General features: G+C 61.5%; 22 protein-coding genes. 14 read left to right on the top strand and 8 right to left on the bottom strand.

Annotated features, from left to right (window positions below):
• Positions 1-45 precede the first annotated feature (45 nt).
• The 3 genes from HHL22_RS23370 (at position 46) to HHL22_RS23360 (ending at position 6,230) form a co-directional block, all read left to right on the top strand.
• Positions 46-372 carry a DUF6660 family protein gene (locus HHL22_RS23370; protein WP_169533858.1) on the top strand — a complete coding sequence of 109 codons (327 nt, stop codon included), beginning with the start codon at positions 46-48 and terminating at the stop codon, positions 370-372.
• Positions 373-548: 176 nt separating this feature from the next.
• The gene (locus tag HHL22_RS23365; RefSeq protein ID WP_169533857.1) at positions 549-4,997 is read left to right on the top strand and encodes a CusA/CzcA family heavy metal efflux RND transporter; all 4,449 of its coding nucleotides are present in this window, start codon (positions 549-551) and stop codon (positions 4,995-4,997) included.
• Positions 4,998-5,045: 48 nt separating this feature from the next.
• Positions 5,046-6,230 (top strand): efflux RND transporter periplasmic adaptor subunit, encoded by a 1,185-nt coding sequence (locus HHL22_RS23360; RefSeq protein ID WP_169533856.1) that lies wholly within the window; start codon positions 5,046-5,048, stop codon positions 6,228-6,230.
• Here the strand turns inward: HHL22_RS23360 and HHL22_RS23355 are convergent.
• Complete coding sequence (locus HHL22_RS23355) at positions 6,227-6,508, bottom strand: hypothetical protein (protein WP_169533855.1); 282 nt, start codon at positions 6,506-6,508, stop codon at positions 6,227-6,229. The two genes, HHL22_RS23360 and HHL22_RS23355, sit on opposite strands and share 4 nt — an antisense overlap.
• A gap of 93 nt (positions 6,509-6,601) precedes the next feature.
• On the opposite strand from HHL22_RS23355, the gene HHL22_RS23350 reads away from it, so the two are divergent.
• The 5 genes from HHL22_RS23350 (at position 6,602) to HHL22_RS23330 (ending at position 12,728) form a co-directional block, all read left to right on the top strand.
• The gene (locus HHL22_RS23350; RefSeq protein ID WP_169533854.1) at positions 6,602-8,716 is read left to right on the top strand and encodes a heavy metal translocating P-type ATPase; all 2,115 of its coding nucleotides are present in this window, start codon (positions 6,602-6,604) and stop codon (positions 8,714-8,716) included.
• Positions 8,713-10,884 (top strand): CHAT domain-containing protein, encoded by a 2,172-nt coding sequence (locus HHL22_RS23345; RefSeq protein ID WP_169533853.1) that lies wholly within the window; start codon positions 8,713-8,715, stop codon positions 10,882-10,884. The genes HHL22_RS23350 and HHL22_RS23345 overlap by 4 nt, the downstream gene beginning before the upstream one ends.
• 79 nt (positions 10,885-10,963) lie before the next feature.
• Positions 10,964-11,611, top strand: a complete 648-nt coding sequence (locus tag HHL22_RS23340) for a DUF305 domain-containing protein (protein WP_169533852.1) — start codon at positions 10,964-10,966, stop codon at positions 11,609-11,611.
• A gap of 20 nt (positions 11,612-11,631) precedes the next feature.
• Positions 11,632-12,435, top strand: coding sequence for a ZIP family metal transporter (locus tag HHL22_RS23335; protein WP_241738260.1), 804 nt, complete (start codon positions 11,632-11,634; stop codon positions 12,433-12,435).
• A gap of 26 nt (positions 12,436-12,461) precedes the next feature.
• On the top strand, positions 12,462-12,728 hold the full coding sequence (locus HHL22_RS23330; protein WP_169533851.1) for a hypothetical protein: 267 nt from the start codon (positions 12,462-12,464) through the stop codon (positions 12,726-12,728).
• Between the two features lie 35 nt (positions 12,729-12,763).
• Here the strand turns inward: HHL22_RS23330 and HHL22_RS23325 are convergent, their stop codons facing one another.
• Positions 12,764-13,024: a hypothetical protein gene (locus HHL22_RS23325; protein ID WP_169533850.1), complete on the bottom strand. Its 261-nt coding sequence runs from the start codon at positions 13,022-13,024 to the stop codon at positions 12,764-12,766.
• Between the two features lie 196 nt (positions 13,025-13,220).
• Positions 13,221-13,460, bottom strand: a complete 240-nt coding sequence (locus HHL22_RS23320) for a hypothetical protein (RefSeq protein ID WP_169533849.1) — start codon at positions 13,458-13,460, stop codon at positions 13,221-13,223.
• A gap of 495 nt (positions 13,461-13,955) precedes the next feature.
• On the opposite strand from HHL22_RS23320, the gene HHL22_RS23315 reads away from it, so the two are divergent.
• Entirely contained in the window at positions 13,956-14,291 is a 336-nt protein-coding gene (locus tag HHL22_RS23315; protein ID WP_169533848.1) for a hypothetical protein, read from the top strand.
• Positions 14,292-14,376: 85 nt separating this feature from the next.
• Here the strand turns inward: HHL22_RS23315 and HHL22_RS23310 are convergent, their stop codons facing one another.
• Positions 14,377-16,452, bottom strand: coding sequence for a toprim domain-containing protein (locus tag HHL22_RS23310; RefSeq protein ID WP_169533847.1), 2,076 nt, complete (start codon positions 16,450-16,452; stop codon positions 14,377-14,379).
• 103 nt (positions 16,453-16,555) lie between these two features.
• Entirely contained in the window at positions 16,556-18,730 is a 2,175-nt protein-coding gene (locus tag HHL22_RS23305) for a DUF3945 domain-containing protein (RefSeq protein ID WP_169533846.1), read from the bottom strand.
• 242 nt (positions 18,731-18,972) lie between these two features.
• Here HHL22_RS23305 and HHL22_RS23300 point away from each other — a divergent pair, with 242 nt between their 5' ends.
• Genes HHL22_RS23300 through HHL22_RS23290 form a run of 3 tightly spaced genes read left to right on the top strand, consistent with a single transcriptional unit; the run spans position 18,973 to position 20,208 of the window.
• Positions 18,973-19,350: an ArsR/SmtB family transcription factor gene (locus tag HHL22_RS23300; protein ID WP_169533845.1), complete on the top strand. Its 378-nt coding sequence runs from the start codon at positions 18,973-18,975 to the stop codon at positions 19,348-19,350.
• On the top strand, positions 19,347-19,967 hold the full coding sequence (gene merTP / locus HHL22_RS23295) for a mercuric transport protein MerTP (protein ID WP_169533844.1): 621 nt from the start codon (positions 19,347-19,349) through the stop codon (positions 19,965-19,967). Before HHL22_RS23300 ends, merTP begins: the two co-directional genes overlap by 4 nt.
• A 7-nt stretch (positions 19,968-19,974) precedes the next feature.
• Positions 19,975-20,208, top strand: a complete 234-nt coding sequence (locus tag HHL22_RS23290; protein ID WP_169533843.1) for a GDCCVxC domain-containing (seleno)protein — start codon at positions 19,975-19,977, stop codon at positions 20,206-20,208.
• An 8-nt stretch (positions 20,209-20,216) separates the two neighbouring features.
• Here the strand turns inward: HHL22_RS23290 and mobC are convergent, their stop codons facing one another.
• The 3 genes from mobC to HHL22_RS23275 all read right to left on the bottom strand — a co-directional run bounded on the left by mobC (position 20,217) and on the right by HHL22_RS23275 (position 23,554).
• Positions 20,217-22,226 (bottom strand): conjugal transfer protein MobC, encoded by a 2,010-nt coding sequence (mobC, locus tag HHL22_RS23285; protein ID WP_169533842.1) that lies wholly within the window; start codon positions 22,224-22,226, stop codon positions 20,217-20,219.
• Between the two features lie 135 nt (positions 22,227-22,361).
• Positions 22,362-23,234, bottom strand: a complete 873-nt coding sequence (locus HHL22_RS23280; protein ID WP_169533841.1) for a relaxase/mobilization nuclease domain-containing protein — start codon at positions 23,232-23,234, stop codon at positions 22,362-22,364.
• Complete coding sequence (locus HHL22_RS23275) at positions 23,231-23,554, bottom strand: plasmid mobilization protein (RefSeq protein WP_169533840.1); 324 nt, start codon at positions 23,552-23,554, stop codon at positions 23,231-23,233. The genes HHL22_RS23280 and HHL22_RS23275 overlap by 4 nt, the downstream gene beginning before the upstream one ends.
• A gap of 696 nt (positions 23,555-24,250) precedes the next feature.
• Between HHL22_RS23275 and HHL22_RS23270 the strand changes: the two genes are divergently transcribed.
• Positions 24,251-25,036: a ParA family protein gene (locus HHL22_RS23270; protein WP_169533839.1), complete on the top strand. Its 786-nt coding sequence runs from the start codon at positions 24,251-24,253 to the stop codon at positions 25,034-25,036.
• A 61-nt stretch (positions 25,037-25,097) separates the two neighbouring features.
• Positions 25,098-25,829, top strand: coding sequence for a hypothetical protein (locus HHL22_RS23265; protein WP_169533838.1), 732 nt, complete (start codon positions 25,098-25,100; stop codon positions 25,827-25,829).
• Positions 25,830-25,916: the final 87 nt, after the last annotated feature.

Below are 25,916 nucleotides of genomic sequence, written 5' to 3'. Positions count from 1 at the left end.
CAAAATCCCGGCTCGTTTACCCGGATTCGCTATCTTTGCCAGCACATGCGCCTGCTCGCCCTGTTTTTTGCCTTCTACTTCGCCTGCCTCTCGTGCCTTTCCTGCACGGACGAAGTACCCGTGTGCAAGGACCAGCAGCAAACAACAGTGGCCGCTTCGCATTCCGACTGCGGGGCCGGCGCGTTTGGCGACTGGTGCTCGCCGCTGTGCCAGTGCCACTGCTGCGGCGGGGCTGTGATGCCCGTGCCGCTGGGCAATCAGGCGGCCTATACTCCGCCCACTGAGTGGGGTACCAGTCTCCGGCACGGCCGGCTGGTTGTGGCCGCCCCAACGCGGGCGCTTGGGTCCGTGTGGCAGCCGCCCCAGGCCTAACCCTTCCCCTATTTTCCTGCTGACCACCCCCTTTGGGTGGCCCGTCGCGTTGCGTGACGGGCGATTTAGCGTTTGGCGCTGAATCGGTTATGCCCCCTTGTGCTCCCGCCGCTTGTGCCGGAGCCGCCGGGCCGCAGGGTTTCACGGAAGCGTTAGACCTAACCCCCAACCAGCGGATGTTCGACCGGCTGATTCATTTTTCTATCCACAACAAGCTCATCATCGGGCTGCTAACCCTGGCCCTGGTGGCGTGGGGCGGCTACTCGCTGAGCCGGCTGCCGATTGACGCGCTGCCCGACATTACCAGTAACCAGGTTGTCGTTTACACGGTGGCTCCCTCGCTGGCCGCCCAGGAGATTGAGCGCCTGGTGTCTTTTCCCGTGGAGCAGGCCATGGCCACCATCCCGGGGCAGGTGGAAGTGCGCTCGTTTTCGCGCTTCGGCCTCTCGGTGGTCACCGTGGTGTTCGAGGACCAGACCGACATTTACTGGGCCCGCACGCAAGTATCGCAGCGACTGCAGGAGGCCGAAAGCCAGATTCCGGCCGGCACGGGCCGCCCCGAGCTGGCCCCGCTCAGCACCGGCCTGGGCGAGGTGTACCAGTACCTAGTGCGCGCCAAGCCGGGCTTTGAGAAGAAATACAATGCCACCGAGCTGCGCACCATTCAGGACTGGATAGTGCGCCGGCAGCTGCTGGGCACCCCCGGCGTGGCCGACGTGAGTTCGTTCGGCGGGCTGCTCAAGCAGTACGAGGTGGCCCTCGACCCGGAGCGGCTGCGCTCGCTGGGCGTGACCGTGAACGAGGTATACCAGGCCGTGGCGGCCAACAACCAGAACGCGGGCGGGGCCTACCTCGACCAGAACCCCACTGCCGCCTTCATCCGCACCGAGGGCCTGGCCACCTCGCCCGCCGACATCGGCAACATCGTCATCCGCAGCACCCGCACCGGCCTGCCCGTGCTCGTGCGCGACGTGGCCGACGTGCGCTACGGCGCGGCCGTGCGCTACGGGGCCATGACCCTCAACGACCAGGGCGAAGTGACCGGCGGCCTGGTGCTCATGCTCAAGGGGGCCAACGCCGCCGAAGTCATCCAGGACGTGCAGAAGCGCATGGCCACCATTCGCAAAACCCTGCCCGAAGGCGTGAGTGTGGAGCCGTTCCTCGACCGCTCCAACCTGGTGGACCGGGCCATTCACACGGTGAGCAAGAACCTGCTGGAAGGCGCGCTGATTGTGGTGTTTGTGCTGGTGCTGTTTCTGGGCAACTGGCGCGCCGGGTTGGTGGTGGCCTCCGTCATTCCGCTGGCCATGCTGTTTGCCGTGAGCATGATGCGCCTGTTTGGCGTGTCGGGCAACCTGATGAGCCTCGGGGCCATCGACTTCGGGCTGATTGTGGACGGGGCCGTCATCATCGTCGAGGCCATCATTCACCGCCTGCACGGCGGGCAGCTGGTGGTACCGGGCAACCGCCTGAGCACCGAGCAGATGAACGAGGAAACCTACCACGCGGCCAGCAAAATCCGCTCCTCGGCCGCGTTCGGCGAAATCATCATCCTCATCGTGTACCTGCCGCTGCTGGCCCTGGCCGGCATCGAGGGCAAGATGTTCCGGCCCATGGCCGAAACCGTGGCCTTCGCCATTCTCGGGGCATTTATCCTGTCCCTGACCTACGTGCCGATGATGTCGGCGCTGGCCCTGAGCCGGTCGACTACAACCAAGCAGACCATTTCCGACCGGATGATGGCCTTCTACACCCGCCTCTACCACCCGCTGCTTAAAGGGGCCTTGCGGCACCAGGCTGCGGTGCTGCTCACGGCCGTGGGCCTGCTGGTGGGAAGCTTTTTCCTGTTTCGCATCCTGGGGGGCGAGTTCATTCCGACGCTGACCGAGGGCGATTTCGCGGTGGAGATGCGCACGCTCACCGGCTCCTCGCTGAGCTACACCATCGAGCAGGCCCAAAAGGCTGGTGGGATTCTCAAAAAGCAGTTTCCCGAAGTCAAGGAAGTAGTCGCCAAAATCGGGGCCGGTGAGATTCCCACCGACCCCATGCCGGTGGAGGCCGCCGACGTGATGATTATTCTCAAGGACCAGAAGGAATGGACTTCCGCCCACAACCGCGAAGCGCTGGCCGATAAGATGGCCGACGCCCTAAGCGTCATGCCCGGCGTCACGTTTGGGTTTCAGCAGCCCATCCAGATGCGCTTCAACGAGCTGATTTCGGGGGCCAAGCAGGACGTGGTGCTCAAAATTTACGGGGAGGACCTGCAGCAGCTGGCCGACTACGCCCAGCAGGCCGGCCGGCTCGTGCGCCAAGTGAAGGGAGCCGAAGACGTGTACGTGGAGCAGGTCACCGGCCTGCCCCAAATCGTGGTGCAGCTCGACCGCAACCGCCTCGCCCAGTTCGGCCTGAACGTGGCCGACGTGAACCGCACCGTGCAAACGGCCTTCGCCGGCGAAACCGCCGGCCAGGTGTTCGAGCAGGAGCGGCGCTTCGACCTCGTGTTGCGCCTGCGCCAGGATTTGCGCAAGGACATCAACAGCGTGCGCCGCCTGTTCATTGCCGCTCCCAACGGCCGGCAGGTGCCCCTGGAGCAGGTGGCCAGCGTGGAGCTGCGCGAAGGCCCCAACCAGATTCAGCGCGACGACGCCAAGCGCCGCATCAGCGTGGCCTTCAACGTGCGGGGCCGCGACGTGGAAACGGTGGTCGAAGAGCTGCAGGGCAAGATTGACCGCCAGCTCAAATTTGCCCCGGGCTACTACACCACCTACGGCGGCCAATTCGAGAACCTGCGCCAGGCCACCGACCGCCTGAGCGTGGCCGTGCCGGTGGCGCTGGTGCTCATCTTCGTGCTGCTGTTCTTCACCTTCCGCTCCTTCAAGCAGTCGGTGATGATTTTTACGGCCATCCCGCTCTCGGCCATCGGCGGCATCGCGGCGCTGTGGCTGCGGGACATGCCCTTTAGTATTTCGGCCGGGGTGGGCTTCATTGCCCTGTTCGGGGTGGCCGTGCTCAACGGCATTGTGCTCATCGGCTATTTCAACCAGCTCAAGGCCGAAGGAGTGACCGACCTGATGGAGCGCATTATGCGCGGCACCGAAGTGCGCCTGCGGCCGGTGCTGATGACGGCCACCGTGGCCTCGCTCGGCTTCCTGCCCATGGCCCTGGCCCAGTCGGCCGGGGCCGAAGTGCAGCGCCCGCTGGCCACCGTGGTCATCGGCGGGCTGGTGTCGGCTACGCTGCTCACGCTGCTGGTGCTGCCCGTGCTCTACGCCCTTTCCGAGCGCGTGAAGGCCGGCGGCCCGAATGCGGAGCCGCAGCCAGAGGCTACTTCAATTGCCCCCGCGAAAAGCTTGCCCGTGGCCCCGGGGCTGCTTTTGCTGCTGCTCGGCCTGCCGCTGCCGGGTCGGGCGCAGGGGCCGCTGACTGCCGCGCAGGCCGTGAGCCAAGCCCTGCAAACCAACGGCACGGTGCTGGCCGGCACCCGGGCGCTGGAAGCCCAGCAGGCCATCCGCCGCACGGCCTACGACTTCGGCCGCACCACGCTTACCGGCAGTTACGGGCAGTACAACTCCCAGAACCGCGACAACCAGTTCACCCTCACCCAGTCGCTGGCCCTGCCCGGCGTGTACCGCAGCGCCGCTGCGCTGGCCGACGCCCGCATTGCCGGCCAGCAGGCGCAGCTGGCGCAGGTGCAGGCCAAACTGCGCCGGCAGGTGCGCCTGAGCTACGAGCAGGCCGTGCACGCCCGGCACCGCCTGCGGGTATTGCGGGGGCAGGACAGCCTCTACTCGGAGTTTCTGCGCTCGGCCAATCTGCGCTTCAAGACCGGCGAGGCGGCGCGGCTCGAACCCGCCACGGCGCTGGTGCAGCAGGGCGAAGTCCGCACCCAGCTGCGGGCAGCCCGCACCGACTTCCGGGTGGCGCAGCGCCAGCTACAGGCGCTGCTGCAAGTGCGCACGGCAGTGGCCCTGGCCGACAGCGTGCTCCAACCGCTCGCGCTGCTGGGGGCCGCCCAGCTGGTCGATACCACGGCCCCGGGCCGGGCCGACACGCTGCTCCAGCGCACCAACCCGCAGGCGCGGGTGCTGGCCCAGCAGGTAGCCGAGCGACGGGCCGAAACCCGCGTGGCGCAGGCGGCCGGGCTGCCCGAGTTCACCGTGGGCTACTTCAACCAGAGCATCATCGGCTACCAGCGCCTCGACGCGGCCGGTACCGAGCGTTACTTCGGCGGGGGCTCCCGCTTCCAGGGGGTGCAGGCCGGGGTGGCCGTGCCCTTGTGGCGGCGGCCCCAAAAAGCGCGGGTGCAGGCCGCCCGCCTGCAGGAACAGGTGGCGCAGGCCGGCTTCGACCGCTACCGGGCCGAGCTGGCCGGCCAGCTCGATGAGCTGCTGCTGCGGCGCACCGAGCAGCAGCAGCGCCTGGCCTACTTCGAAAGCACGGCCCTGCCGCAGGCCACGGTCATCACCCGCCTGTCCACCCTGGCCTACAAGGCCGGCGAAACCGGCTATTCCGAATACCTGCTCAACCTGGAGCGCGCCCGCCGCCTGCGCCTCGACTACCTCGACGCGCTGCTGCAACACAACCAGACCGTTATCGAGCTGGAATACCTCCTGGGCAGCCAGTAGCCCGGCCCGCGCCGCGCTACGCCTTCTCCCTTCAACCTCAGAATCATCATGCGATACCTAGCCCTCCCCCTGGTGCTGCTCGGCCTGCTAAGCGGCTGCGGCTCCAAGGAAGCCCCCCCGGAAAAAGAAGAAACGGCCGCCGCCGCTCCCGGCGGGGAAGCGGCCGAGAAAGGCCCCGCCGACCGCGTCACGCTCACCGCTGCCGAGCAGCAGGTGGGCGGCGTGCGCCTGGGCGCCCTCACCGAGCGCCCCATGAGCGGGGGGCTGAAAGTGAACGGCGTGCTCGACGTGCCGCCCGAAAATCTGGTATCGGTCAGCGCCCCGCTGGGCGGCTTTGTGGACCGGACCGACCTGCTGCAGGGCTCGCGGGTGCGCGCCGGCCAGGTGCTGGCCGTCATCCGCAACCCCGACTTTGTGCAGCTGCAGCAGGACTACCAGGAAACCCGCAGCCAACTCAAGTTTGCGAAAGCTGAATACGAGCGCCAGGGCGAGCTATATCGGCAGGAGGTAGCGCCCCAAAAGAACTTCCAGCGTGCCCAGGCCGAGTACGAGGCCCTGCAAGTGAAAACCAATGCCCAGGCCGCCCGCCTGCGTCTGGCCGGCCTGCCCATCGGCGGGACCATCGTGAGCACGGCCATCCTGCGAGCCCCCAAAGGCGGCTTCGTGAAGGCGGTGAACGTGAGCATCGGCCAGAGCGTGACGCCCACCGACGTGCTGTTTGAAATCGTCAACCCCGAGCACCTGCACGTCGAGCTGACCGTGTTTGAAAAGGACATTCCGCAGGTGAAGGAAAACCAGCTGGTGCGCTTTTCCCTGGGCAATGACTCGCTGAGCCGGGAGCGCACGGCTCACGTGTACCTCATCAGCAAAACCATCAGCGACGAGCGCACCGTGCGGGTGCACGCCCACCTGGACCGGGAAGACGAGCAGCTGCTGCCGGGCACCTTCGTGCGGGCCGTTATCGAAACCAACCGCGTGACCGTGCCCACCCTGCCGGAAAAAGCGGTGGTGCAGTACGGGGCCCAGTCCTACGTGTTCGTGGCCACCGATTCGGGCCCGGCCGCCGGCCGGGCCACCTACCGCCTCGTGCCCGTGACGCGGGGCGTGAGCGAAGACGGCTACACCGAATTTCACCTACCGGCCACCGAGCAGGGCAAACAGCTGCGCTTTGTCGTAGAGGGAGCCTACGCCTTGCTCGGCAAGCTCAAAAACGCCGAGGAGGAAGAGGACTAATGGGCTGAATGAGGGCCAAGTATACCACGGGTGCCAAGCTCATTCTTACAAGCAAGTGCAACATTTTTAGCAGATTTCTTCGCCCATACAGTAGTTCCCGCTCTATTCGATGATGTAGTCATCAACTCGTAATAGTCCTGCAAATCTTTGTCCGACAAGGATTTCACATATTCTTCCATGCTTGGAATAGCAGAGTCGGACGACGGGCTAGCACTCATGTTGAAGGGACGGCTAAAGAGAAGACTTCTGAACAGCAAGGCATTGGTGGCCTGCACCAAAAGTAACACTGCTTCGGATTCATCCCGTTTGAAGCTCCCAGTTCAGTGATAGGGACTCTGTTTACCACGCTTTTTACTTCATACGACTCACTTATGCCTACATCTGATAAGCTTGGCGAGGAGCTGAACACCGCCAAGCAGGTGCAGCCCGAAAACGTGGGCGCGCTCAGCCGCGACCAGCTCACGCCCGAAGCCGCCGCCGCGCCCCAGGGCCACGACGTGGCCGGCCACGACCACGCCCCCGCCGCCGATGAGGACCACGCCGGCCACGCGCACGACCCCGGCGAGCTGGACCTCGACGACGACGAGCACGACCACGGCCCAGCCGAACCGAACCCCTATCTGGTGCCGGGCATCAGCTTCGCGCTGCTGCTAGCCGGCATCGCGCTGGACTACTATAAAGTCGGTTTTTTCAGCGGCTACGTGCGCCTGGTTTGGTACGGGCTGGCCTTCGTGCTGGTGGGCTGGAAGGTGGTGAAAGCCGCCGTGCTCAGCATTCCCAGCGGCAACATCTTCAACGAGTTTCTGCTCATGAGCCTGGCCACGCTCGGGGCCTTTGCCATCGGTGAGTATCCGGAAGGGGTAGCCGTGATGCTGTTCTACACCGTGGGCGAGCTGTTTCAGGACGCGGCCGTGAACCGCGCCAAGCGCAGCATCAAGGCCCTGCTCGAAATTCAGGCCACCGAAGTGACCGTGGTGCGCGGCGGCCAGCCCCTGGTGCTCGACCCCAAAGCGGTGCAGGTAGGCGACGTGATGGAAGTGAAGCCCGGCGAGAAAGTAGCCCTCGATGGCACCCTCAACGGTAAGGCGGCCAGCTTTAACACGGCCGCTCTCACTGGCGAGTCGGCCCCTCAAACTAAGCAGCCGGGCGAGGCCGTGCTGGCGGGCATGATTAACCTGGAATCCCTGATTCAGGTGACGGTGACGGCCGCTTTTAAGGACACCAAGCTCTCGAAAATCCTGGCCATGGTGCAGGACGCGGTGGGCCGCAAAGCCAAAACGCAGCAGTTCATCACCAAGTTTGCCAAAATCTATACCCCCATCGTGGTAGGGCTGGCCGTGCTGCTGATTGTGGTGCCCTACTTCGTGGTGAGCGACTACGTGTTCCGCGACTGGCTCTACCGGGCGCTGGTGTTTCTGGTCATTTCCTGCCCTTGCGCGCTGGTCGTCAGCATTCCGCTGGGCTACTTCGGCGGCATTGGCGCGGCCTCGAAAGCGGGTATCCTGCTTAAGGGCTCCAACTTCCTGGACGTGCTGCGCGAAATTGATACCGTGGTAATGGACAAGACTGGCACGCTCACGCAGGGCGTATTTGCCGTGCAGCAGGTGCAGCCGGCGGCCGGCACTACCCCCGAGCAGCTGCTGCGCCTGGTGGGGGCGCTGGAAACCAAATCGACGCACCCCATTGCCAAGGCGGTGGTGGCCCACGTCGGGGCGGCCGCGGCGGGCGTGCCCGTCGATAACGTGGAGGAAATCGCTGGCCACGGCCTGCGAGGGAAAGTGGACGGCCGCGACGTACTGGCGGGCAACACCAAGCTGCTGACCAAGTTCAGCGTGGCCTATCCGCCCGAAGTCGACCAGGTGGTGGACAGCATTGTGGTGGCGGCCGTGGACGGGAAATACGCCGGCAACCTCACCGTGGCCGACGCCCCGAAAGAGGACGCGGCCCGCGCCGTGCAGGAGCTGAAAGCCGACGGCATCAGCAAGCTGGTCATGCTCTCCGGCGACAAGGACAGCATCGTGCAGCGCGTAGCCAAAGAATTAGGAATCAGCGAAGCCCACGGCGGGCTGCTGCCCGAAGACAAAGCCAACTACGTGCAGCAGTACCTCACCGAGGGCCGCAAGCTGGCCTTTGTGGGCGACGGGGTGAACGATGCCCCGGTGGTGGCCCTGGCCGACGTGGGCATTGCCATGGGCGGGCTGGGCTCGGACGCCACCATCGAAACGGCCGACGTAGTGATTCAAACCGACCACCCGAGCAAGATTGCCACGGCCCGCCGCATTGCCCGCGCCACCCACCGCGTGGTGTGGCAGAACATCTGGCTGGCCTTTATCGTGAAGGGTATCGTGCTGGCGCTGGGGGCCGGCGGCGTGGCCACCATGTGGGAAGCGGTGTTTGCCGACGTGGGCGTGGCCCTGCTGGCCATTCTCAACGCCGTGCGGATTCAACGGATGGACTTCACCAGCAAAGCAGATTATCAACAATGAAGATAAGAGACGTTTTCCCAGCGGTATATGCTGGTCGTTACAGCCAAGAAGTTGAAACGTTTTGGGAACAGGACTACCATCCTGCTGACCAACATCTGGTTTTTGTGCTTGAAGACATATTTACTGTAGAGTGTGCTCTTGCTCAAGAGTTAACACTGGACGAATTCAGAAAACACATCAACCTCATTTTTGATGATATAATCATTGCGAAGAAGCACCCGGCGATGGTGCTTCCGTTCGCTGGACTTGATTTGCTTCTATTGATTCACGGGGCGAAAGCAGCCGGCACTTATAACCAACGGGGCGCCATGCTCGATGTGTTCGACTGTTTAACAAAGTCGTTGTATGGCAGAACCATGAAAAATGGGGAGCAATATGAGTCGCAACCGGAGCGGCTCTGGCGATTTGCAAATCCACAATCATGGCAGTTTGCGCTTGGCGTGGACGTTTTGCAAATCATCACGCTGTGGCTGGGACAGCTCTTTTACTATTCACGTTCCTTTAGCGGGTTATCCCAATTATGCCAGGATTTTCTAGAACTGTCCATTAAGTGGGCAGCTGAAGTCATACGCGCAACTACGATGGATGGAGCCTTTCTGCTCACACAGCTATACGCGTGGACAACTGAATACCAACAGCCTGACAAAGCCAAAGACATCTTGGATATTATCAGCACTGTATACAGCGAGCTTAGCTGGGGGCCGCTTAGCGCGGAGAAACAGCATCTAGGTGTCCATTTGGTGCTAACAAGCAAACAGCCTGCTCAACGCGAGTCTATCTACGCAGAGTTAAAAGCTCATGGCACACTTTCCGCCCAAGACAAGATGCAGATTGCCTGCGAGATAGACAACAGTATTGATGCTATTAAAACGAATTTCGACGCCATTCTTACAGCAGTCAGAGAGTTTAGTCATGAAGTAGAAGCCAGGGCTAAAACCTTGATTGACATTACGTACGAGAAGTCACGTCTCTTCAAAGTATTAAACAACGTTATTCTAACCCTATGCCAGCACGCCGCCACTACGGAACTGGCGACTTTGCTGACAGCTTACTACCATCCTGATGCTGATTGGGCACCACGGGATTCTATCCTTTTTATCTTACCCAATGCTAAGGACGGAGTACTATACTGTGCGAAGGGAGGGTTGGCGGTTCACGAACAGGATAATGTCGTTGCCGTGCCCGTTTTGGTGGATATGGCTAATCAGGCATTGAGTCAGTTGCATGTACTCAGGGGAACGCCGGGCCAGATTACGCCAGTGCCAGAAAGAACAATAGGCTTTCCGATATTGCCACTCGGCCGCGAGTTTGAACGAACGGTTTCTAGCTTCTACAATCTTAAGAAGCTCGGGCAACTAGATATATCTGGGGTAACTGCTTTGTGTCCCTTTAATTTTAATCAACTGCCATTGCAGGCGTTGATGCTAAAAGAGCTGCAGGTTACATTCCCCATTTATACAAGCCTGCAAAACAAGGGCGCTTACCTACGCCCCCGTCACGTTCTATTCTGGCAAGGTAGCAGCGTCACCTCGGAAATGGAAGGTAATGCGCTCGCCTACATTTTCGAAAAAGCCGGGGCAAAACTGACTGTATTGATAGAGGGCACTGCGACAAAGCAGGACTTTATCGATGCCTACCGTAGCCCCGATTATGATATCATCTGGGTTTCTTCGCATGGTGAAAGGGGCTACTACGAGCCCGATAATTCCAGCTTCGCCCTTTCTCATACCGAAGCAGTGAGTCTCACCGAACTCGCGGCCATTACGGTTCAGCACCCGCACGTTCGGCTTTTGTTCCTAAATGTATGTGAGGGCGGGGCCAACACGCAGATTGGAGAGTTCCTAAATGTGGGCTTTGGTCATGTTGTAACCAGCGATAATCAAGACGTTCTCTCGCACTTATGGATGGCTGACTCGCTAGTAGCTATGCTGCTTGGTGCTTTGGTGGCTGAGGGATTATGCCAGTCAGGGGCGACCTATTTCAGTGCCTATCAATCAGCACTGCTCACCTTGATTGCTGGAGAAGCGGGCATAATTGACAAGCTCAATTCCATCGAGCCGGAAACACAGCATACAGCAATTACAGCCTTGGTTGACAGGCTACAGTACAGCTCTAATGCTGACTTGTCCAATATTTTGAAATGGGGCAGCGCCGTGTATTTCTCCTAATGTTTGAGGGTTTTTCTAATTAGCTTATGCTGCACTACTTATCACATGGCCCCTCCGTGCCATTAGCCCGTGGCTCGTAATGCTTATTTCCAGCATAATTATCAGTTGCAGCTCCCGGCACGATACCGATGAGCACGAGCAGGAAGTGCACGCCGGTGCCAAGCCCAAGCTGGCTCCCGTGGCCGCGCCCCCGGCCCTGGGCGACACCCTGCAGTTGGTCGCGCAGCAGCTCGATACGGTGCACCGCCTCGGGTGCTGGGACGAGGACCTTGCCCGCCTGATGAGCGTGCACCACGGCGGGGCCCAGCGGCTGGCGGCGGTAGAACTATCGCACGGCAAAGACTCAACCCTTCGCGCCCTGGCCCAGCACGTGCTCAAGGGCCATGAGCGCGACAACCACGTGCTCACGCTGGCCCTCACCCGGCAGCCGCCGGCGGGCCAGGAATACCGGCCGGGCAACGCCCAGGACCCGTTTGTGCGGCGTATTACCGCCGCGCTGGCTCCCCTGCGTCAGCCGCCGCCCCTGCCTGGCACCCTTGATGCTGATTTTGCCACGATTATGCAGGTGCATCACCAAACCGGGGTGGCCCTGGCCCAAACCGAGCTGGCCTATGGCAAGGACGCGGAAGTGAGAAACGCCGCCCGCCAGATTGTGCGCGACGAGCAGGCCGAAATCAAGCAGTACCAGCGCTGGCTCAAGTCCCACGCGGCAAAATCCTCTCACTAACATTTACATCCGCTTCATCCATGCTGCTTACTATTCCCGCCGCCGTCACTCCGCCCTGGTCCACCATGCTGGGCTTTTCGCTGCTGCCGGCCGTGGTCATGATTGCCGGCGCGGCCCTGGCCGTGTGGCGGGCCCCCGGCCCGAAGCTGCGCAGCGCCATTCTGCACTTCGCAGCGGGCGTCATCTTCTCGGTCGTGGCCGTCGAGCTGCTGCCCGACATTGTGCAGCACCATGCGCCCTACGAAGTGGCGCTGGGCTTCGGGCTGGGCGTGGCCACCATGCTGGGACTGCGCTACTTCACCCAGCGCCTCGAAAAGAAAGAGGAGCCTGGGGAAGTAGGCGATGCGCCGGCCGGAAGCGCCGGCGTAACCGCCCCACCCACCGCGGCCTCCCTTCCCTGGGGCCTGCTGGTGGCCATTGGCATTGATATTCTCATTGACGGGCTGCTGCTGGGCATCGGCTTTGCGGCGGGCGCGAAGGAAGGCACCCTGCTGGCCATTGCCCTCACCATCGAGCTGCTGTCGCTGGGCTTGGCCACGGCCATTGAGTTGCGGCAGGATGGCCACGGCAAGGGCCGGGCCGTCGCGATTGTGGCCGGCACTTCGCTCATGCTATTGGTCGGGGCGGGCATTGGCACCACAGTGCTGCGCGGGGCCACCGGCAACTTGTTGGAAATCGTGCTTTCCTTTGGCCTGGCCGCGTTGCTGTTTCTGGTCACCGAGGAGTTGCTGACCGAAGCGCACGAGGAAACCGAAACGCCGCTGCTCACGCTGGCCTTTTTTGTGGGCTTCCTCCTGTTTTTAATTCTGGGCATGGTCGCCTGACCTCACCCTTTTCCACTACGCTGCGCATGCACACCGCCAAAATTGACCTGACCCTGGAGCCCAACGGCCGCCACCTAGCTTTCTCAAAGGAGCTGCTGGAAGTTGCCCACGTCTTTCGCCGCGTCGGAGGCGAGGCCTCCACCTGGCAGCGGGTGGCCGTCAACGCCCGCTCGCCCTTCCTTGATACCGACACTTTTGCGCCCGGCACCCTGCTGGAATACTACGTGCAGCACGAAACTCAGCAGGGCGAGCCCGAAGCCCGCAGCCACGTAGTCAGCACTACTGTGGCCTGATTAACAAATGGGCTTTGTGCTCATTCCACCTTTGGCTAGCCGACTTTGGTTACGGCCCCCACCAACTGGTAGCCGCCGCTTTCCAACGCGGCATGAATGGCGTTGAGGTCGGGGCCGTTGACGTGGGCCGTGGCCACTTCGGCTTCGCCCACGGCCACGCGGTCCACTACCAGGCCCAGGCCCACCAGCCGCTCGCGCACCCACCCGATGCAGTCCGGCCCGCACATATTGTCGATGGTGAGCACGTAGCGCAGGAGCTGCGTCATGCCGGCAGTATCGTCTTCGGGATAGGCCATAACCAAGTAGCTCGAAAGCCGAATTATACGGGACGCCGCCCAAATGCAACGGAATGGCCGGGGGCCGTGTTGGCCCCGCATGTGCCACCATCATAAGCCCGCCCTGAAACTTCAACGCTTCGGCATCTACCTGGCTCTGGGGTTGCTGGTGTTGCTGAGCCAGTACTACACAACGTAAGCAAACCTGCCCGCCCATCTAATGCGCAGGGCGAGGCGCGGACGCCGGGGCGGGTGGCACCACCACTTCCTGAATAACCGAAAAGGTGTAGGTCGTTACTTTTTTCCCGGGATGCACGAACGGGGCCGCCGGGGCCGACACCGGCACCTGGGGCCGGGTCACTTCGCGGTAAAGCTGTACGAATCGAAAAATGACGTATAGCCCGGCGGCTACCAAGGTCAGCAGGGCCGTGTAAACGGCAATGTTAATTGTACTCATGTTAGGTGTTCAGAAAGTCGGGCGTCAGACCCGGGGGTTGAAGTGAGTAACCAGATTTGCGCGAGGCGGCGTTAATTCGCCCCGACGAGACTAAGTAGCCCCCCTGCCACATCGTCGGCAGTCCAAATGGGGGTGAATGGCAAACTTTTTTTTGAATCCGGGAAATGTTGGGGTTGCCCAGCTCGGACACTCGCAAAGGTGAGCGAAGCCGGTGAGCGGTTTATCTGATGCTGTCAGAAGGTCAACCCAATACAAATCAGTGCTTTGCCAGAAATGCACGCTCATTTATAGCCCGCTTATGGGGGCTGCAAGCGTGATTTAGCCGGGGGAGCAGATACAACTCCATCACGGGACGGCGGGGCGGTAGCCCGTTGGAAGGTCGGAGCAAAAATTCGGAGCAGGTTCATCGCTGCAAACCTGCGACCGCCGGGTAGCGATTCATAGGACACAAAATGTGTTTTCGTTACTTGCAATTGGTATTAACGCGAAACGCCTTTGTCACTCCTCGACACTTCCCAGATTGCCTGCGAATACTGCCGGCGAAAGTTTGTCCCCAAGAAGCGGTGGGTACAGAAATACTGCGGCAGCCCCTGCCGGGTAGCGGCCTGCAACCAGCGGGCCGGGCGGGCCCACCCGCTCGAAAGTCAGTCGGCAATCAAAGCCCGTCGGCGCAAGGAGCGCGGGCGCACGCCCACCGCCGTGGCCACCGCCCAGGCCTCTCCGGCAACGGAAGAAATCCTGGCCGCCATCGGGCAGCTTGCCGAGCGCATGACGGCCATGGAACAGCTGCAGCAGCAGCTACTGGCCTTGCTCCTGCCGCCCGCCACGTAAGCACCCGCCTTGCCGCACACAAAAAAGCCGCCCCGGTTATGGAGCGGCTGAAAACGGCCAAGTCCGTTGCACCAGCATTGCCGGCTTACAAGCGGGGGCCGGGCCGTGGCTTTTGCGGTACAGGCTGCGTCTGGGCGGGCTGCTCCAATTGCCGCACGGCCTGGCGCAGCTGCTGCACGGCGGGGTTATCCTTCAACGTGTCGAGCTTATCGACCACGGCCAGCACCTTCTCCACGTTCTCCCGGTTCAGGCCTTCCAGCGCCGGTTTGGTCAGCAATTGCCGGCTGACTTCCTGCAAGCGGGCCGCGTTCAGCGTGGCGGCGCTCTCGCGCAGTTCCCGGGCCACCAGGCCCGCAGCTTCGATAAACGATTGCCGGGCCTGGTCGTGGGCGGGAGAATCACTGGGCACCAACTCAGGGCCGGCCCGGCGCTGCTGCTCCTGCGCTATGGCCAGCTGCCGGCGCTCCGTGGCATCCGGCCCCGGCTCAATGACCGTCGTTCTGGGATTTTGCCGCAACGCATCCAGCGCGTCGCTGATGGCTGGCAGTTGCGGCGAATCCAGCCGGTAGCGTAGCGTTAGCTCCGTGGCAATTTCGCGGGCCGCAGTCGGTTCAATCTTGAGGGCGTGGTCAATGGTAAGCCCGACTTTTTCGAGATTTTCGCGCAGGGTGGGCAGCAGCGCCACGGCATCGCGGCTTTCCCGCAACTCGACCACGAGCAACCGCTCGCCCTGGCGGCGGGCCTGGGCCTGCGCCTCGTGCAACTTCGCAATTTTGCCCTGGCCTTCGATGGGTGGGTTGTCCCAGTGCTGCTGGCCGAAGCCGTACTGGTCCTCGTCGACACCACCCAGCTCGCGCTGCACCACCCGCTGCAACTGGTCCTGTTTCAGGTCTTGGTTCCAGTCCTTGCCTTGGCTCTTCACAAGCTCCACCCGGTGCTCGAAAGCCAGTGCCTGGCTGGCTGCCTGATTGAAAGCCCCCAGCGCTTCGCGGCTCATTGGCACATGAAACTGGTAGGTGTGGGCTCCCAGCTTGTTGGAGTGAATCAACTCGTCACGCAGGGTCTGACTACTGGCCGGGTTGCCCTGCTCCCCGTTTTCCTGGGCGTACTGCCGGGTGGCCTGGTCGTTGTAGCTTTTAAGGTGCTGACTCAGCGCCTGCACGCCGGCCGGGTGGGCGGCCGTGATTTCGACGGTCAGCCGGTGCTCGTGCTCGCGAACCACTTTCATGGGGTTTTGCTCGCTGGCCAGCCCTGCCAGCAGCCGGGTATCGAAGTGGTGGCCCTGCGTATCGTTATCGAAGGCAGCTCGGATGGCCGGAATATGCTCCTCGCTGAGCAGCCGCTTCAGCTCGAAAATCTTGTTCTGGGTGAGCGTGCCAGCCGTGGAAGCATACAGGGCGCTTTCACCGGGGTGCAGCTGCGCATAGGACAGCGTATCGATAGCCGACTCGCTGACTACCAGCACCGCCGCCGGCCGGCCCTCGGGCAGCTTGCTCAGCCACAGCGAGCGGGTAAACTGGCTTTCGGGCGCCTGGCCCTTGAAGCCTTCACCCTTCAGCTCCAGCCCCACTACCCGCCCCTCGTGGTAGGCCGGGAAAGCCGTGTTAACGTAGGTTTTGGCCGGTAGCCCTTCTTTCTGCACCGTGTAAAGCTGATTGAGGATGCGGCCGGCGAACTGCGGGTTATCTATCGTGCTTTTGGTAATACCGCGCCCTTCCAGGTAGGCCGTGTTTTCGAGCGGCCGGCAGTGTTGGGTATAGATGCTGTGGAACTTCTCGCCGGGCGCGGTTTCCACAATGGGCGGCAGGTCGAGCCGGGGCCGCTGCGCCTCGGGCAGGTTGAGGTAAGCGCGGAAGTGGTCGTTGACCGACTGCCAGAGGTTGCGGCCCGGCAGCGGACCAATGCCAGAGATGCGGTCGGAGCTGACCCGGTTCTTCATCCAGTCGATGACGCTGCCCTTGTCGCGGTCGTCCTGGGCGTTGAAATACATCCAGTCGCCGCCCCGGCCTTTGAACACTACCAGCGTGTCATCGCCCTCGAAGACATGCCACTTGCCCTTGCCCAGGTGCTCGCCTTTTCGGAGGTTGTAGCCGAAGTGGCTCAGCAGCTCGGGCAGCTCAACCTGCTCTTTAATCTTCTGGAAGGTGAGTTCGTGTTCCATGGTAAAGCGGATGATTTCGAAGAATGGAAGGCAGAAAAAAGAAGCCCGGAAGTGGGCTTCCGGGCTTGTAGGATGAGAAGAGGAGGGATTGGGATAGGCCAGCTTAGTGGCGGGGGCCCCGGGTTTTTACCTGGGGCGCTTCGGCTTTCACGGGGGCTGGGGCCACGGTCGTAGTGGTGGCTTTCACCGTCTGCTCGGCCCGCGGGGCCTGGCGCTGGCTCAGCTCGTGAGCGGCCGGTTTCACCTCGATGCAGGCCTTGGCGGCATTCACCTGCACGGTGCCGTCGAACTTCTGCCCGCCGTTGCCGCTGGCCATGTTGGCCAGGGCTACCACCTTGCCCTCGCGCAGGTCGTGGCTTTGCTCGGGGGTCAGCTTGACGCCGGCCACGGTGTCGTGCAACGTCACTTTGCTTTCGGGCAGCACCACCACCTTGTTCATGGCCTTGTCCACGGCCACGTAGCCGTTGAACTCGCGGCCCTGCTCGTCCTTGAGGCCGCGCATCAGGCCAGCGTTGCCCTCGGTTTCGAGCCGCTGGCGCTGCTCGGGGGTGAAGGGTTGCCCGCCAATCTCGTTGGGAATAACCAGCTTCTCCTGTGGCAATTCCATTTTGAGCGTGGCCGTGCCGTCAGCCTCGCGGTGCAGCACCATCTTGCCCTCGAACTTCACGGGTTCCTGCCCTTCCTTGCCCGCTACCTGCATGGGCAAAAGGTCTGTTTTTTCACCGCTGAGCAGCTTTTGCAGCTGCCCGCTGCCCGTTAACTCGGCTAGGTTCAGCCCGAGGGAGGCCAGCACTTTTTGCGGCACCTCATTGGCTTGGAACAGGGCCGCCGGTGGGGCCGGCATCGCGACGGTCTGGCGGGCAGCTTCCCCCACGACGGGGCCAGTCGCCCCGCCGGGAACCTTGGCATCCGGGGCCAGCGGGCCGGGCGAAAGTGCCGGCTGGGCCGTGCCGGCGTGGCGGGTCAGGCGGGCCTGCAAATCCTGACGGGTTTTCTCGTAGTCGACTTCCAGATTCTGCCGGGTCTTGGGGCCGCCGTTCAGGTGGGCGTAGAAGTTTTTCAGAAACGCCGAGGCGGGGTTGCCGCTGGTGTCGATGTCAAAAATGCTCTTGCCGTCGCGGATGACCTGCTCAGTGGTTTTGCCCTGCTGCTGGGCCAACTGCTGCACCCGCTGCTCAGCGGCGGCCTGCTGCACCTGCTCCGGGGCCGTGAGGGCCTGCTTGGGCACGGCCGAAAGCTGGGCACTGAGTGCATCCCACTGCTTCACACCGAAGGCCTCGCGCACCTGCTTGCTGCGCTGGGGCTCGTAGTCGTCATCGTAGCCCACTTCCTGCCGCCGGGCGGCGGCCTGCTCCGGCTTTTCTACCACGGCTACCCCGCTTCCTACTTGCCGAAAGCCTTGCAGGGCCGCTTCGAGCTGGCCCAGCTTGTGCGACTCCGGGTCGTAGCTCACCGCGAAACCGCCGCTGAGCTTGCCCGCCGGGTCGCGCTCCAGCTGCAAAGCGCCAACCGCTACGCCGGCTTCCTTTAGCTGGTCGAGGTAGGCCCGCATTTCCAGCAGCGGGGCCACTTCGCCGCCCTGCTGCTGCCAGGCAATGCGCAATTCTCCGACCGGCTCCGCGCCGGCCGCGGCATCCGGGGCTGGCGCGGGGGGCACGGGCCGCTGCTCGCTGCCTGGCCCCTCCCCTACTTCCGCCCGGGCCTCATCGCGCAGGGCATCCGCGTAAGTGGCGCGGCTCTCGTCGGGACCTTGCTGCGCACGGTTGGCCACTACCTCCAGTTCCGCTTCCGTCTCAGTGCGAACAGCGCCCGTAGTGGTGGCCACCTTGCCGGCCAGCTCCTCGGCCCGCGTGGTCAGTTCGGCTTGCTGGGCGGCCTGTGGAGTTAGCTGGCCAAATACCTGCAGCCGCTGCTCGGGCTCGGTGGCGCTGTAGCCCACGCGGCCCTGCTCAGTGATTTTCCAATTCTCCCCCACCTTTTCCAGCAGCGTGGGCTTTTCTACCGTGAGAAACTTATCCTCCCGGCCGGGGAGCCGGTTGGTGGAAAAAGCCCGCATCAGGGCGTGGTCAAAGGCATTCAGCAGCCGGCCATCCGCGCCGGGGGCCGGCAGCAGGGCCGCTTGACTGGGGTTGGCGGGATTAATCTGAATCTCATAGAGGGAGTGACCGGCGGGCTCGCGCTGCAGGCCATGGCCGCTAAGGTTGCCGTTGGAGGTCGGCACCGCACTCATGTACCAGCGCTCCGGCGTGGGGGTATTCACTTCATCTTGCTCAGCCATAGGAGGAATGGGTAGGTGAATAAAAGCTGTCCTTCCGGCCGGCGCAGGCGCGGCCAGCTCGGAATTCGACGCTGCAAACCTACCGGCCTCCATCAGGCCCTGGGGAGAAAGTTGATGAGTGGCTGGAAATGGGCTGTGAGGTGCCAGCACACCACACGAACGGCGGAATGCCCCGGCGAAAACTTTGCGTATTTTAGCACTTGCTTAAACACGCAAGTACTACCTTTGCGAAAACAGTTCTTATGGAAACCAACGCCTGCATCCGGGTTTTTGCCGATGCTGATTACATCCAGCAATGTCAGGCGCGCCTGGCTTTGGCCGGGCCATCTCTTGAGGCCACGGCCACTGTCCTGGCGCTGGCGGGCAACGAAGTCCGGCTCAAAATGCTGTATCTGCTGGCGGCCGAGCAACAGCTGTGTGTGTGCGACATAGCTGACGTGCTGGGCATGACGGTATCGGCCGTTTCGCAGCACCTGCGCAAGCTCAAAGACGGCGGTGTGGTCACTGCCTGCAAAGTCGGCCAAACAGTTTTTTACGCGCTTAGCGAGCAGCACCTGCCCCTGCTGCGCCCGCTGCTAACTGGCCACCCCGCCACCCCGACGCTTCAGCCAGCCCCATGAACGCACCTACCTCCACCAGCAAGCCCCTGCTCGGCGCGGGGCTACTCACCGCCCTGGCTGCCTCCCTGTGCTGCATCACGCCACTGCTGGCCCTGGTCGGCGGGCTGGGTGCTTCCGCGGCGGCCTTTTCCTGGCTCGAACCTTTCCGCCCCTATCTAATGGCGCTCACGGTGGGCGTGCTGGGCTTCGCGTGGTACCAGAAGCTCAAGCCGGCCCCGGCTAACGATGGCTGCGGCTGTGCGGTAGATGCCAAGCCGGCATTCACCCAATCCCGGCTTTTTTTGGGAATGGTGACCGGGCTGGCGGTGCTGCTGCTGGCTTTTCCCTACTACGGGGCGCGCCTGTACCCGGCCTCGCCTGCCGCCGCCCCGGTCCAGGCAGCAAATGGGGCCACGCCGGTGTGGCAGACGGCCACCTACCGCATCGGAGGCATGACCTGCGAGGCCTGCGCCCAGCACGTCGAGCACGCGGTACAGCTGCTGCCGGGCGTGCAGGCCATCACCGTGTCGTACGCGCAGGGCACCGCGCAGGTGCGTTTTGATGCGCAGAAGAGCCCGGCCGCGCAGGTGGAAAAAGCCATCAATGGCACGGGCTACCAGATTATCACCCGCAACTAATTATCGGATGCTCGCCCCTACCCTCAAAACCCCGCAGCTTACTTCCACGCTCACCTGCCCGGTCTGCGCGCATCAGCAAACCGAACAGATGCCCACCGATGCCTGCCAATACTTTTACGAGTGCCCGGGCTGTCATACGGTGCTCAAACCCCTGGCCGGCGACTGCTGCGTGTATTGTTCCTACGGCACGGTGCCCTGCCCGCCCATCCAGCAGCAGGGCCCGGGCAGCTGCTGCGGCTAGCTGCCCCGTTACTTCTCGGCTTTCTCCTTGATGAGGTGCCGCAGCGTAGGGTCCTGCCCGATGCGCAGCAACTCGCGGGCGCACAGTTCTTTCACCTCGGTTTTCACCCGGTTGAAGTTAGCTTTAATCATCTCCTCGGCCTCGTCTTTGCCCGTGGCCGGGTTAATGAAGCTGGTGATGTCGGGAATGGGTTGGTAGGCCTTCGCTTCGGCGGCCACCGCCTTTACGTCCACCTGAATGCGGGCGTGAAACACTTTCTGGTCGATTTCCTCGCCGAAGTTGTCGGCCACCGCGCCCACGAAGTTTCCCTGCGTGAGGTTGGCAATGGTGCTGGCCGGAATCATGCTGTCCATCTGGGTAGACAGGCTGGTGCTGGTTTCGCGCATGTTGATGCTCAGGCTCTGGCGCTGCTGCAGAATCTTGCCAAACCGCTCGCTCAGCCATTTGCCGCTGTTGCCCGATACTTGCCCGCTGAACACGTTGCCCACCGTGTTCTTGATGACTTCGGCCTCCTTCTGGCCGTAGTCGCGTTCCAGCTGCGAGAAGTCCTGGAAGCCCAGGCAGGTGCTCACCTTGTTGCTCCGCGCCGTGGCAATGAGGTTATCCAGTCCCTTGAAGTAGATGGTCGGCAGCTCATCGATGATGATGGACGATTTGCGCTTGCCCTTCTGGTTCACCAGCTTGACGAGGCGGGCGTTGTAGAGGCCCAGCGCCGCGCCGTAAATGGCTTGGCGCTCGGGGTTGTTGCCCACGCACAACACCTTGGGCTCCTCGTTGCTGTTGATGTCAAGCGTAAAATCGTTGCCCGACATCACCCAATACAATTGCGGCGACGCCAGCCGGCCCAGCGGAATGCGTGCCGAAGCAATCTGGCCTTCCAGCTGCTCAATGGCATCTTTCTGAAACGCCGACACGAAGGGCTTAACCAGATTCTCAATCTCGGGGTACGAGGCCAGCACCGGAAAAATCTCCTCGTAGTCACGGCTCAGAAACTCGATGACGTGGGGGAAGGTGCAGTACTTACCCTTCTCGAACAGCTTCAAAAACCAGATGATGGCCGCCACAAAGTTGATGGGCGACTCCACGAAGAAGTCACCCTGCTTCTGAATCCAGCTTTTGTTGAGATTAAGCATGATGGTCGAGGCGCTTTCGTAGGCATCCACGATGTCGGTCATCAGCTCGGGCAGCAGCGGGTTGCAGCGGTGGCTTTTGCGGGGGTTGTCGAAGTTGATGACGTAAAAGCCCACCGGCTTATCAAACTTGTCCTGGTGGCGCAGCAGCGTGTTGTAGCAGATGCGGCTCAAATCGTCAAACTTGTAGTCGTAGATGTACATGCAGAAGCCCTTGGCCAGGTGCTGCCGGATGAACTCGTTGATGATGGCAAAGCTCTTGCCCGAGCCCGGGGTGCCAAGCACCATAGTGGCCCGAAACGGATTGACCACATTCAGCCAACCCTGATGCTGCTTGCCCCGCAGCTGGTACTCCGTGCGCAGGTTCACCGAATACTCGTTTTCCATCAGCCGCTCTTCCTGCGGGAAGCTCTCGTTGGCCTTGTTGAAGATGTCCTTCATCAGGTCGTTGTTGAAGAGCCGGCTCAGCCAGGCCCCGGCGCTCAGCAGCAGCAGAAAGCCCGCCGACAGCAGCCCGGTATAAAGCGCCGTTGTCAACCCAGCCCCCAACGAGAAGCTGCGCACTACATCCGACCCATAAATCAGGGCCAGCCCAATGGCGGCGTAGCCCGCCACCGAGGCGCCTTTCAGCTTTTCATTAGCCCGTCCCCGCGTGCCGAGGCAGCTCAATAGCAGGAATACCACGGCCAGCGTCTTGCTAACCCAGCTGGCCTTAAACAGAAAGGTATTCTTGGTAAAGCTCTCCAGAATATGCTCGACCACGGCCGGCGTCCAGCCCATGCTTTTGAAGTAGCCGAAGCAGTAATAGTAGATGTTAATGCCCATCAGCACAATGGCAAACAGGCGCATAAACTCCATGATTTTTCGCAGTCCTTTCTCGTCTTCCATCGCTTGAAACGCTTGGTGAATCAAGCAACTTACCCCCGTCTACAATGCCCGGCGTAGATTATTTGACGAGCGGTCCAAAGTCAGCGGTGAGGTGCACGCCGCGCACACGAATGAACCGCCCTACCCGTCCGGCCGCTACCGGGCGGGCCCCTTCCGGCGGGGTCGCTTCGCCGGCTCGGGCCGCCTTGGCTTCGACAGTACGGCTGGCTGGTCCGCGCCGGGTGCAGGCGCAACTTCCGGTCCTGTTACTGCCTGCAACCCAGGCGCGGCCAGGGCTTCGCGCAGCTGCGCCCCTTTGTAGCCTACCTCCTGCCCCCGGACCGCCACGCCGTTCAGTTCAAAGCTCACGCCCCGCAGTACGCCGCCCTTGTCGTGGGTATAGCGAACCCCAATCAGTTCTTTTTGCAATTGCAAAGCCAGCCAATCCTCACTTCCCCTATCGGCTTGCGCGAGTAACAACTTTAACGCCCGACTCACCTGCTCCCGCGCTGCCTCTTTCGTGGGGTCCAGCGCCCGCAGGCTGCGCCGCCGCTTGGGAATGGGGTCCATACCTAGCTCCTGACTTATCTGCCGCGTAATGGCCGGCTGCCGGTAGAAGTTATTATCCGTTCGAAGCGCCGGTCCCCCATCAATCGGCACCCGGTTCAGGTAGATGTGAACGTGCGCGTGCTTCTTATCCCGGTGCTCATAAACGACCACCTGGTGCCGGTCGATAGGCGCACCAATCAGCTCGCAATACCGCTGGGCAGCGGCTACTTTCTGCGCCTGGCTCACCACCTCCCCCGCCTTCCACGAGAGCACGGTATGCCACACCGGCTTCTGAATCTTTTTGCTCTGCGCCGCCACGGCCCGCATGTCCTGAGCCATTTCCTTGGGAGTGCCCGGAATTAGATTAGCCACGACCAAAAGTGGAGCCTCCCCCGGCTCCTTACCCCGGCCCTGGCGCTGCCCCGCGCCATAAGTTAATGCCCCCTCAAAGTCATTACCGATGGTGGTCTTTGCTATCATATCAGGTAACCTCGAATGATAGCCAGCGCCTGTACCAGTTGGGCCTCGTGAGAGCTGAATGATTTACCAGCCTGCGCCAGCCGAGCTATTTGATTGAGGTTGGTTCCGATGCCTACCAGCTGTCGCCGCAGCTCCGGCGGAATAGTTTCTTTGACCTCCGCTCCCCGGCCCACATCGCGCAAATAAGCCGACACTTTCTTGTAACCGGCGGCCGTAGCTTTTGCCTGCAAATCCTTTTTTTCATCCGGGCTAACCCGCACGTCAATACGTAAAGTCCGGGCTGCGTCAACGGTATTATTAGCTTGCTTCTCTGGTTCCATGATGATTCTGGGGAGATTAGCTTACCCAGGCTTGCTAAAACTACTATAGAATTACGAATTACTAAATGCTATACGCTAAACTAGCAAGCCAAGCCATGTGAGCCTGCGAACTTGGCGGTGTCATTGACTCGGGCAAACGAAGTTTGTCCGGACAATGACATGGCTTGCTGGACGATGAACGGGCTGTTGGAACGGGGCGTTGCACGGTGCTAGGACTAGAGTTAGATTTAGTAATTCATGCCACATTGCAACTTTAAAGCTTTGCAACTTTACACCTGATATTGTCGCAATTTGTGTCTTTACTACTTCGTATGGGCTTCTGGCTCATACTGCCACACTACACCATTGCAACTTTGCCACTATACAACCTAGGCAAGGATGTACATTGTCAAGTCTGAAAGTTTGGTTATTTGCACCAATGCACTAAAACAACTTTGCAACTTTACCACACAGAAAATATAAATGAATTTGCCATAAAGTTGCTTTGCAACAACACAACTTGCTACCTTCGCCACACTACAACTAAACAACACTGCAACACATAATCTTTGTTGTCTTGCAACTTTGCAACTAGACAACTGTTAACTTTTGCAACAAAGCAACTTTATTGTGTTGCCCCATTGCACCTAAGTGGCGGTACAACAACGCCACTATGCAACTAATAATCCAACGTCTTCAAACCTTCCGGCCCTTCGCATGAATCAACCCCACGTACTCGCATTTGCCACCCAAAAGGGGGGTGCTGGTAAGTCGACCATCGGCACGCACATGGCCTCGGCGCTGTGCTATTACTATGGCTATAAGGTGGCCATGGTGGACTGCGACTACCCGCAGAACTCCCTGCACGCCTACCGCCTCGAAGAGCAGAACCGGCTGCAGTCGGAAGCGCCGTTTCAGGCCCGCCTGCTGAAGCAGGGCATCCCGCCGTATCCGGTCATCATTTCCAGCGTGGAGAAGGCCGTGAGTTCCATCGAAGGGTTGTTTGAGCAGGACTATGATTTCATCCTGGTGGACACGCCCGGCACGGTGAACGTGGTGGGGCTTCCCGAGCTGCTCCGGCTGGTGGACTACATTTTCCTGCCGATTGAGCCAGACAAGGGGTCAATCGCATCCACCATGTCCTACATGGGCATCCTGGGCCAGTTTGTGCAGGCCCGCGACGAAGACTCCAACCTGCTGGGCTTTTATGCCTTCTGGAACAAGTTTGTAAAGTCCGAGAAAAAAGGGATTTATGACAAGACGGAGGAACTGTTTCAGGAGAAAGGCCTGCCCTTGCTCAAGAGCCGGGTGGAGCTACTGATGACCTATAAGGAAAACCGCTCCACCATGTTTCCGCTGCCAGAGCGCGACCTCAACCGCCTCGGCCTGGGTCAGCTCATCCTGGAAATTCTGACCCTGGTGGTAGGGGAGGGGGCGGTCACGCCCTCGGGTAAAACCATTGCCTTTACGGCCCCGGCCGTCGAGTCAGCCCCTGGCGCGTAGCCCTACGGCTCATCCGTCGCTGCTTTTCCTCTAAAATTTCAAGCCTGCATCCTCCTTCGTCATGGCCAAAGCCTCCACCAAGAAACCCAAACTCACCCCGGAAGAACAAATGGCCGAGCTGGCCCGCCTGACGGGCTCCGTCGCGGCCATCAGTCACATGGGGACCAGTCAGCCCTTCGTACTGCCCACCCCGGCCGCGGAGGCTACGCCTACCCCGGCGGCTACGCCCACCGCGGTGGCCCCGGCCCCGGAGCCAGCCACGGTGCCCGTCGAGGCCGCACCCCCGGTCCCAGACGCAAAGCCGGAACCGTCGGTACCGGTAGCACCCGTTGCCGCCACGGAGCCCGCACCTTCGTTAGCTGCTGCTTCCGCACCAGCCGTCAATACAACCCCGGTAGAACCAAAGGGAGAAAAAGTATCGGCTTTGGCAGCACCGGCACCGCCGGCCACGCCGGCGGCTGAGTTACCCGTTGCAGATGACCTGGAGGAAGAAGAGGAGGAGGTGGAGGTGGAAGTGGAGGCTGCGCCGACGCCAGCGGCCACGGGGGACAGCAAGGACAAGCTGGACCTAACCTCCCTCTTTGCGGATTCGGCGGAGAAGAAGACTTTTCAGATTCGCATCACGGCCAGCCACCAGCAGTTTTTTCAGCAGATGGGCCTGCTGCTGGGTGGAGGAGCCTCCTCGACTGATGTGATTCACAACATTCTCGCCCAGTTCAAGGCGGCGAATGAGGCCCAGATTCAGAAAGCGTTTCAGCGGCAGCTGCGCCAGATGATGTCGCCCAAAAAGTAAGCGTATCCGTTAGGGGCTATTTCGCCGGCGCGGCTCAATTGGGGGCCGGACGGTTCTTCCTTGTCTATTTCAAACTATCTCTTCCGC

The organism is Hymenobacter polaris, from assembly GCF_012927305.1.
Taxonomy (GTDB): Bacteria; Bacteroidota; Bacteroidia; order Cytophagales; family Hymenobacteraceae; genus Hymenobacter; species Hymenobacter polaris.
This window is presented reverse-complemented; position numbering and strand designations above follow the sequence as displayed.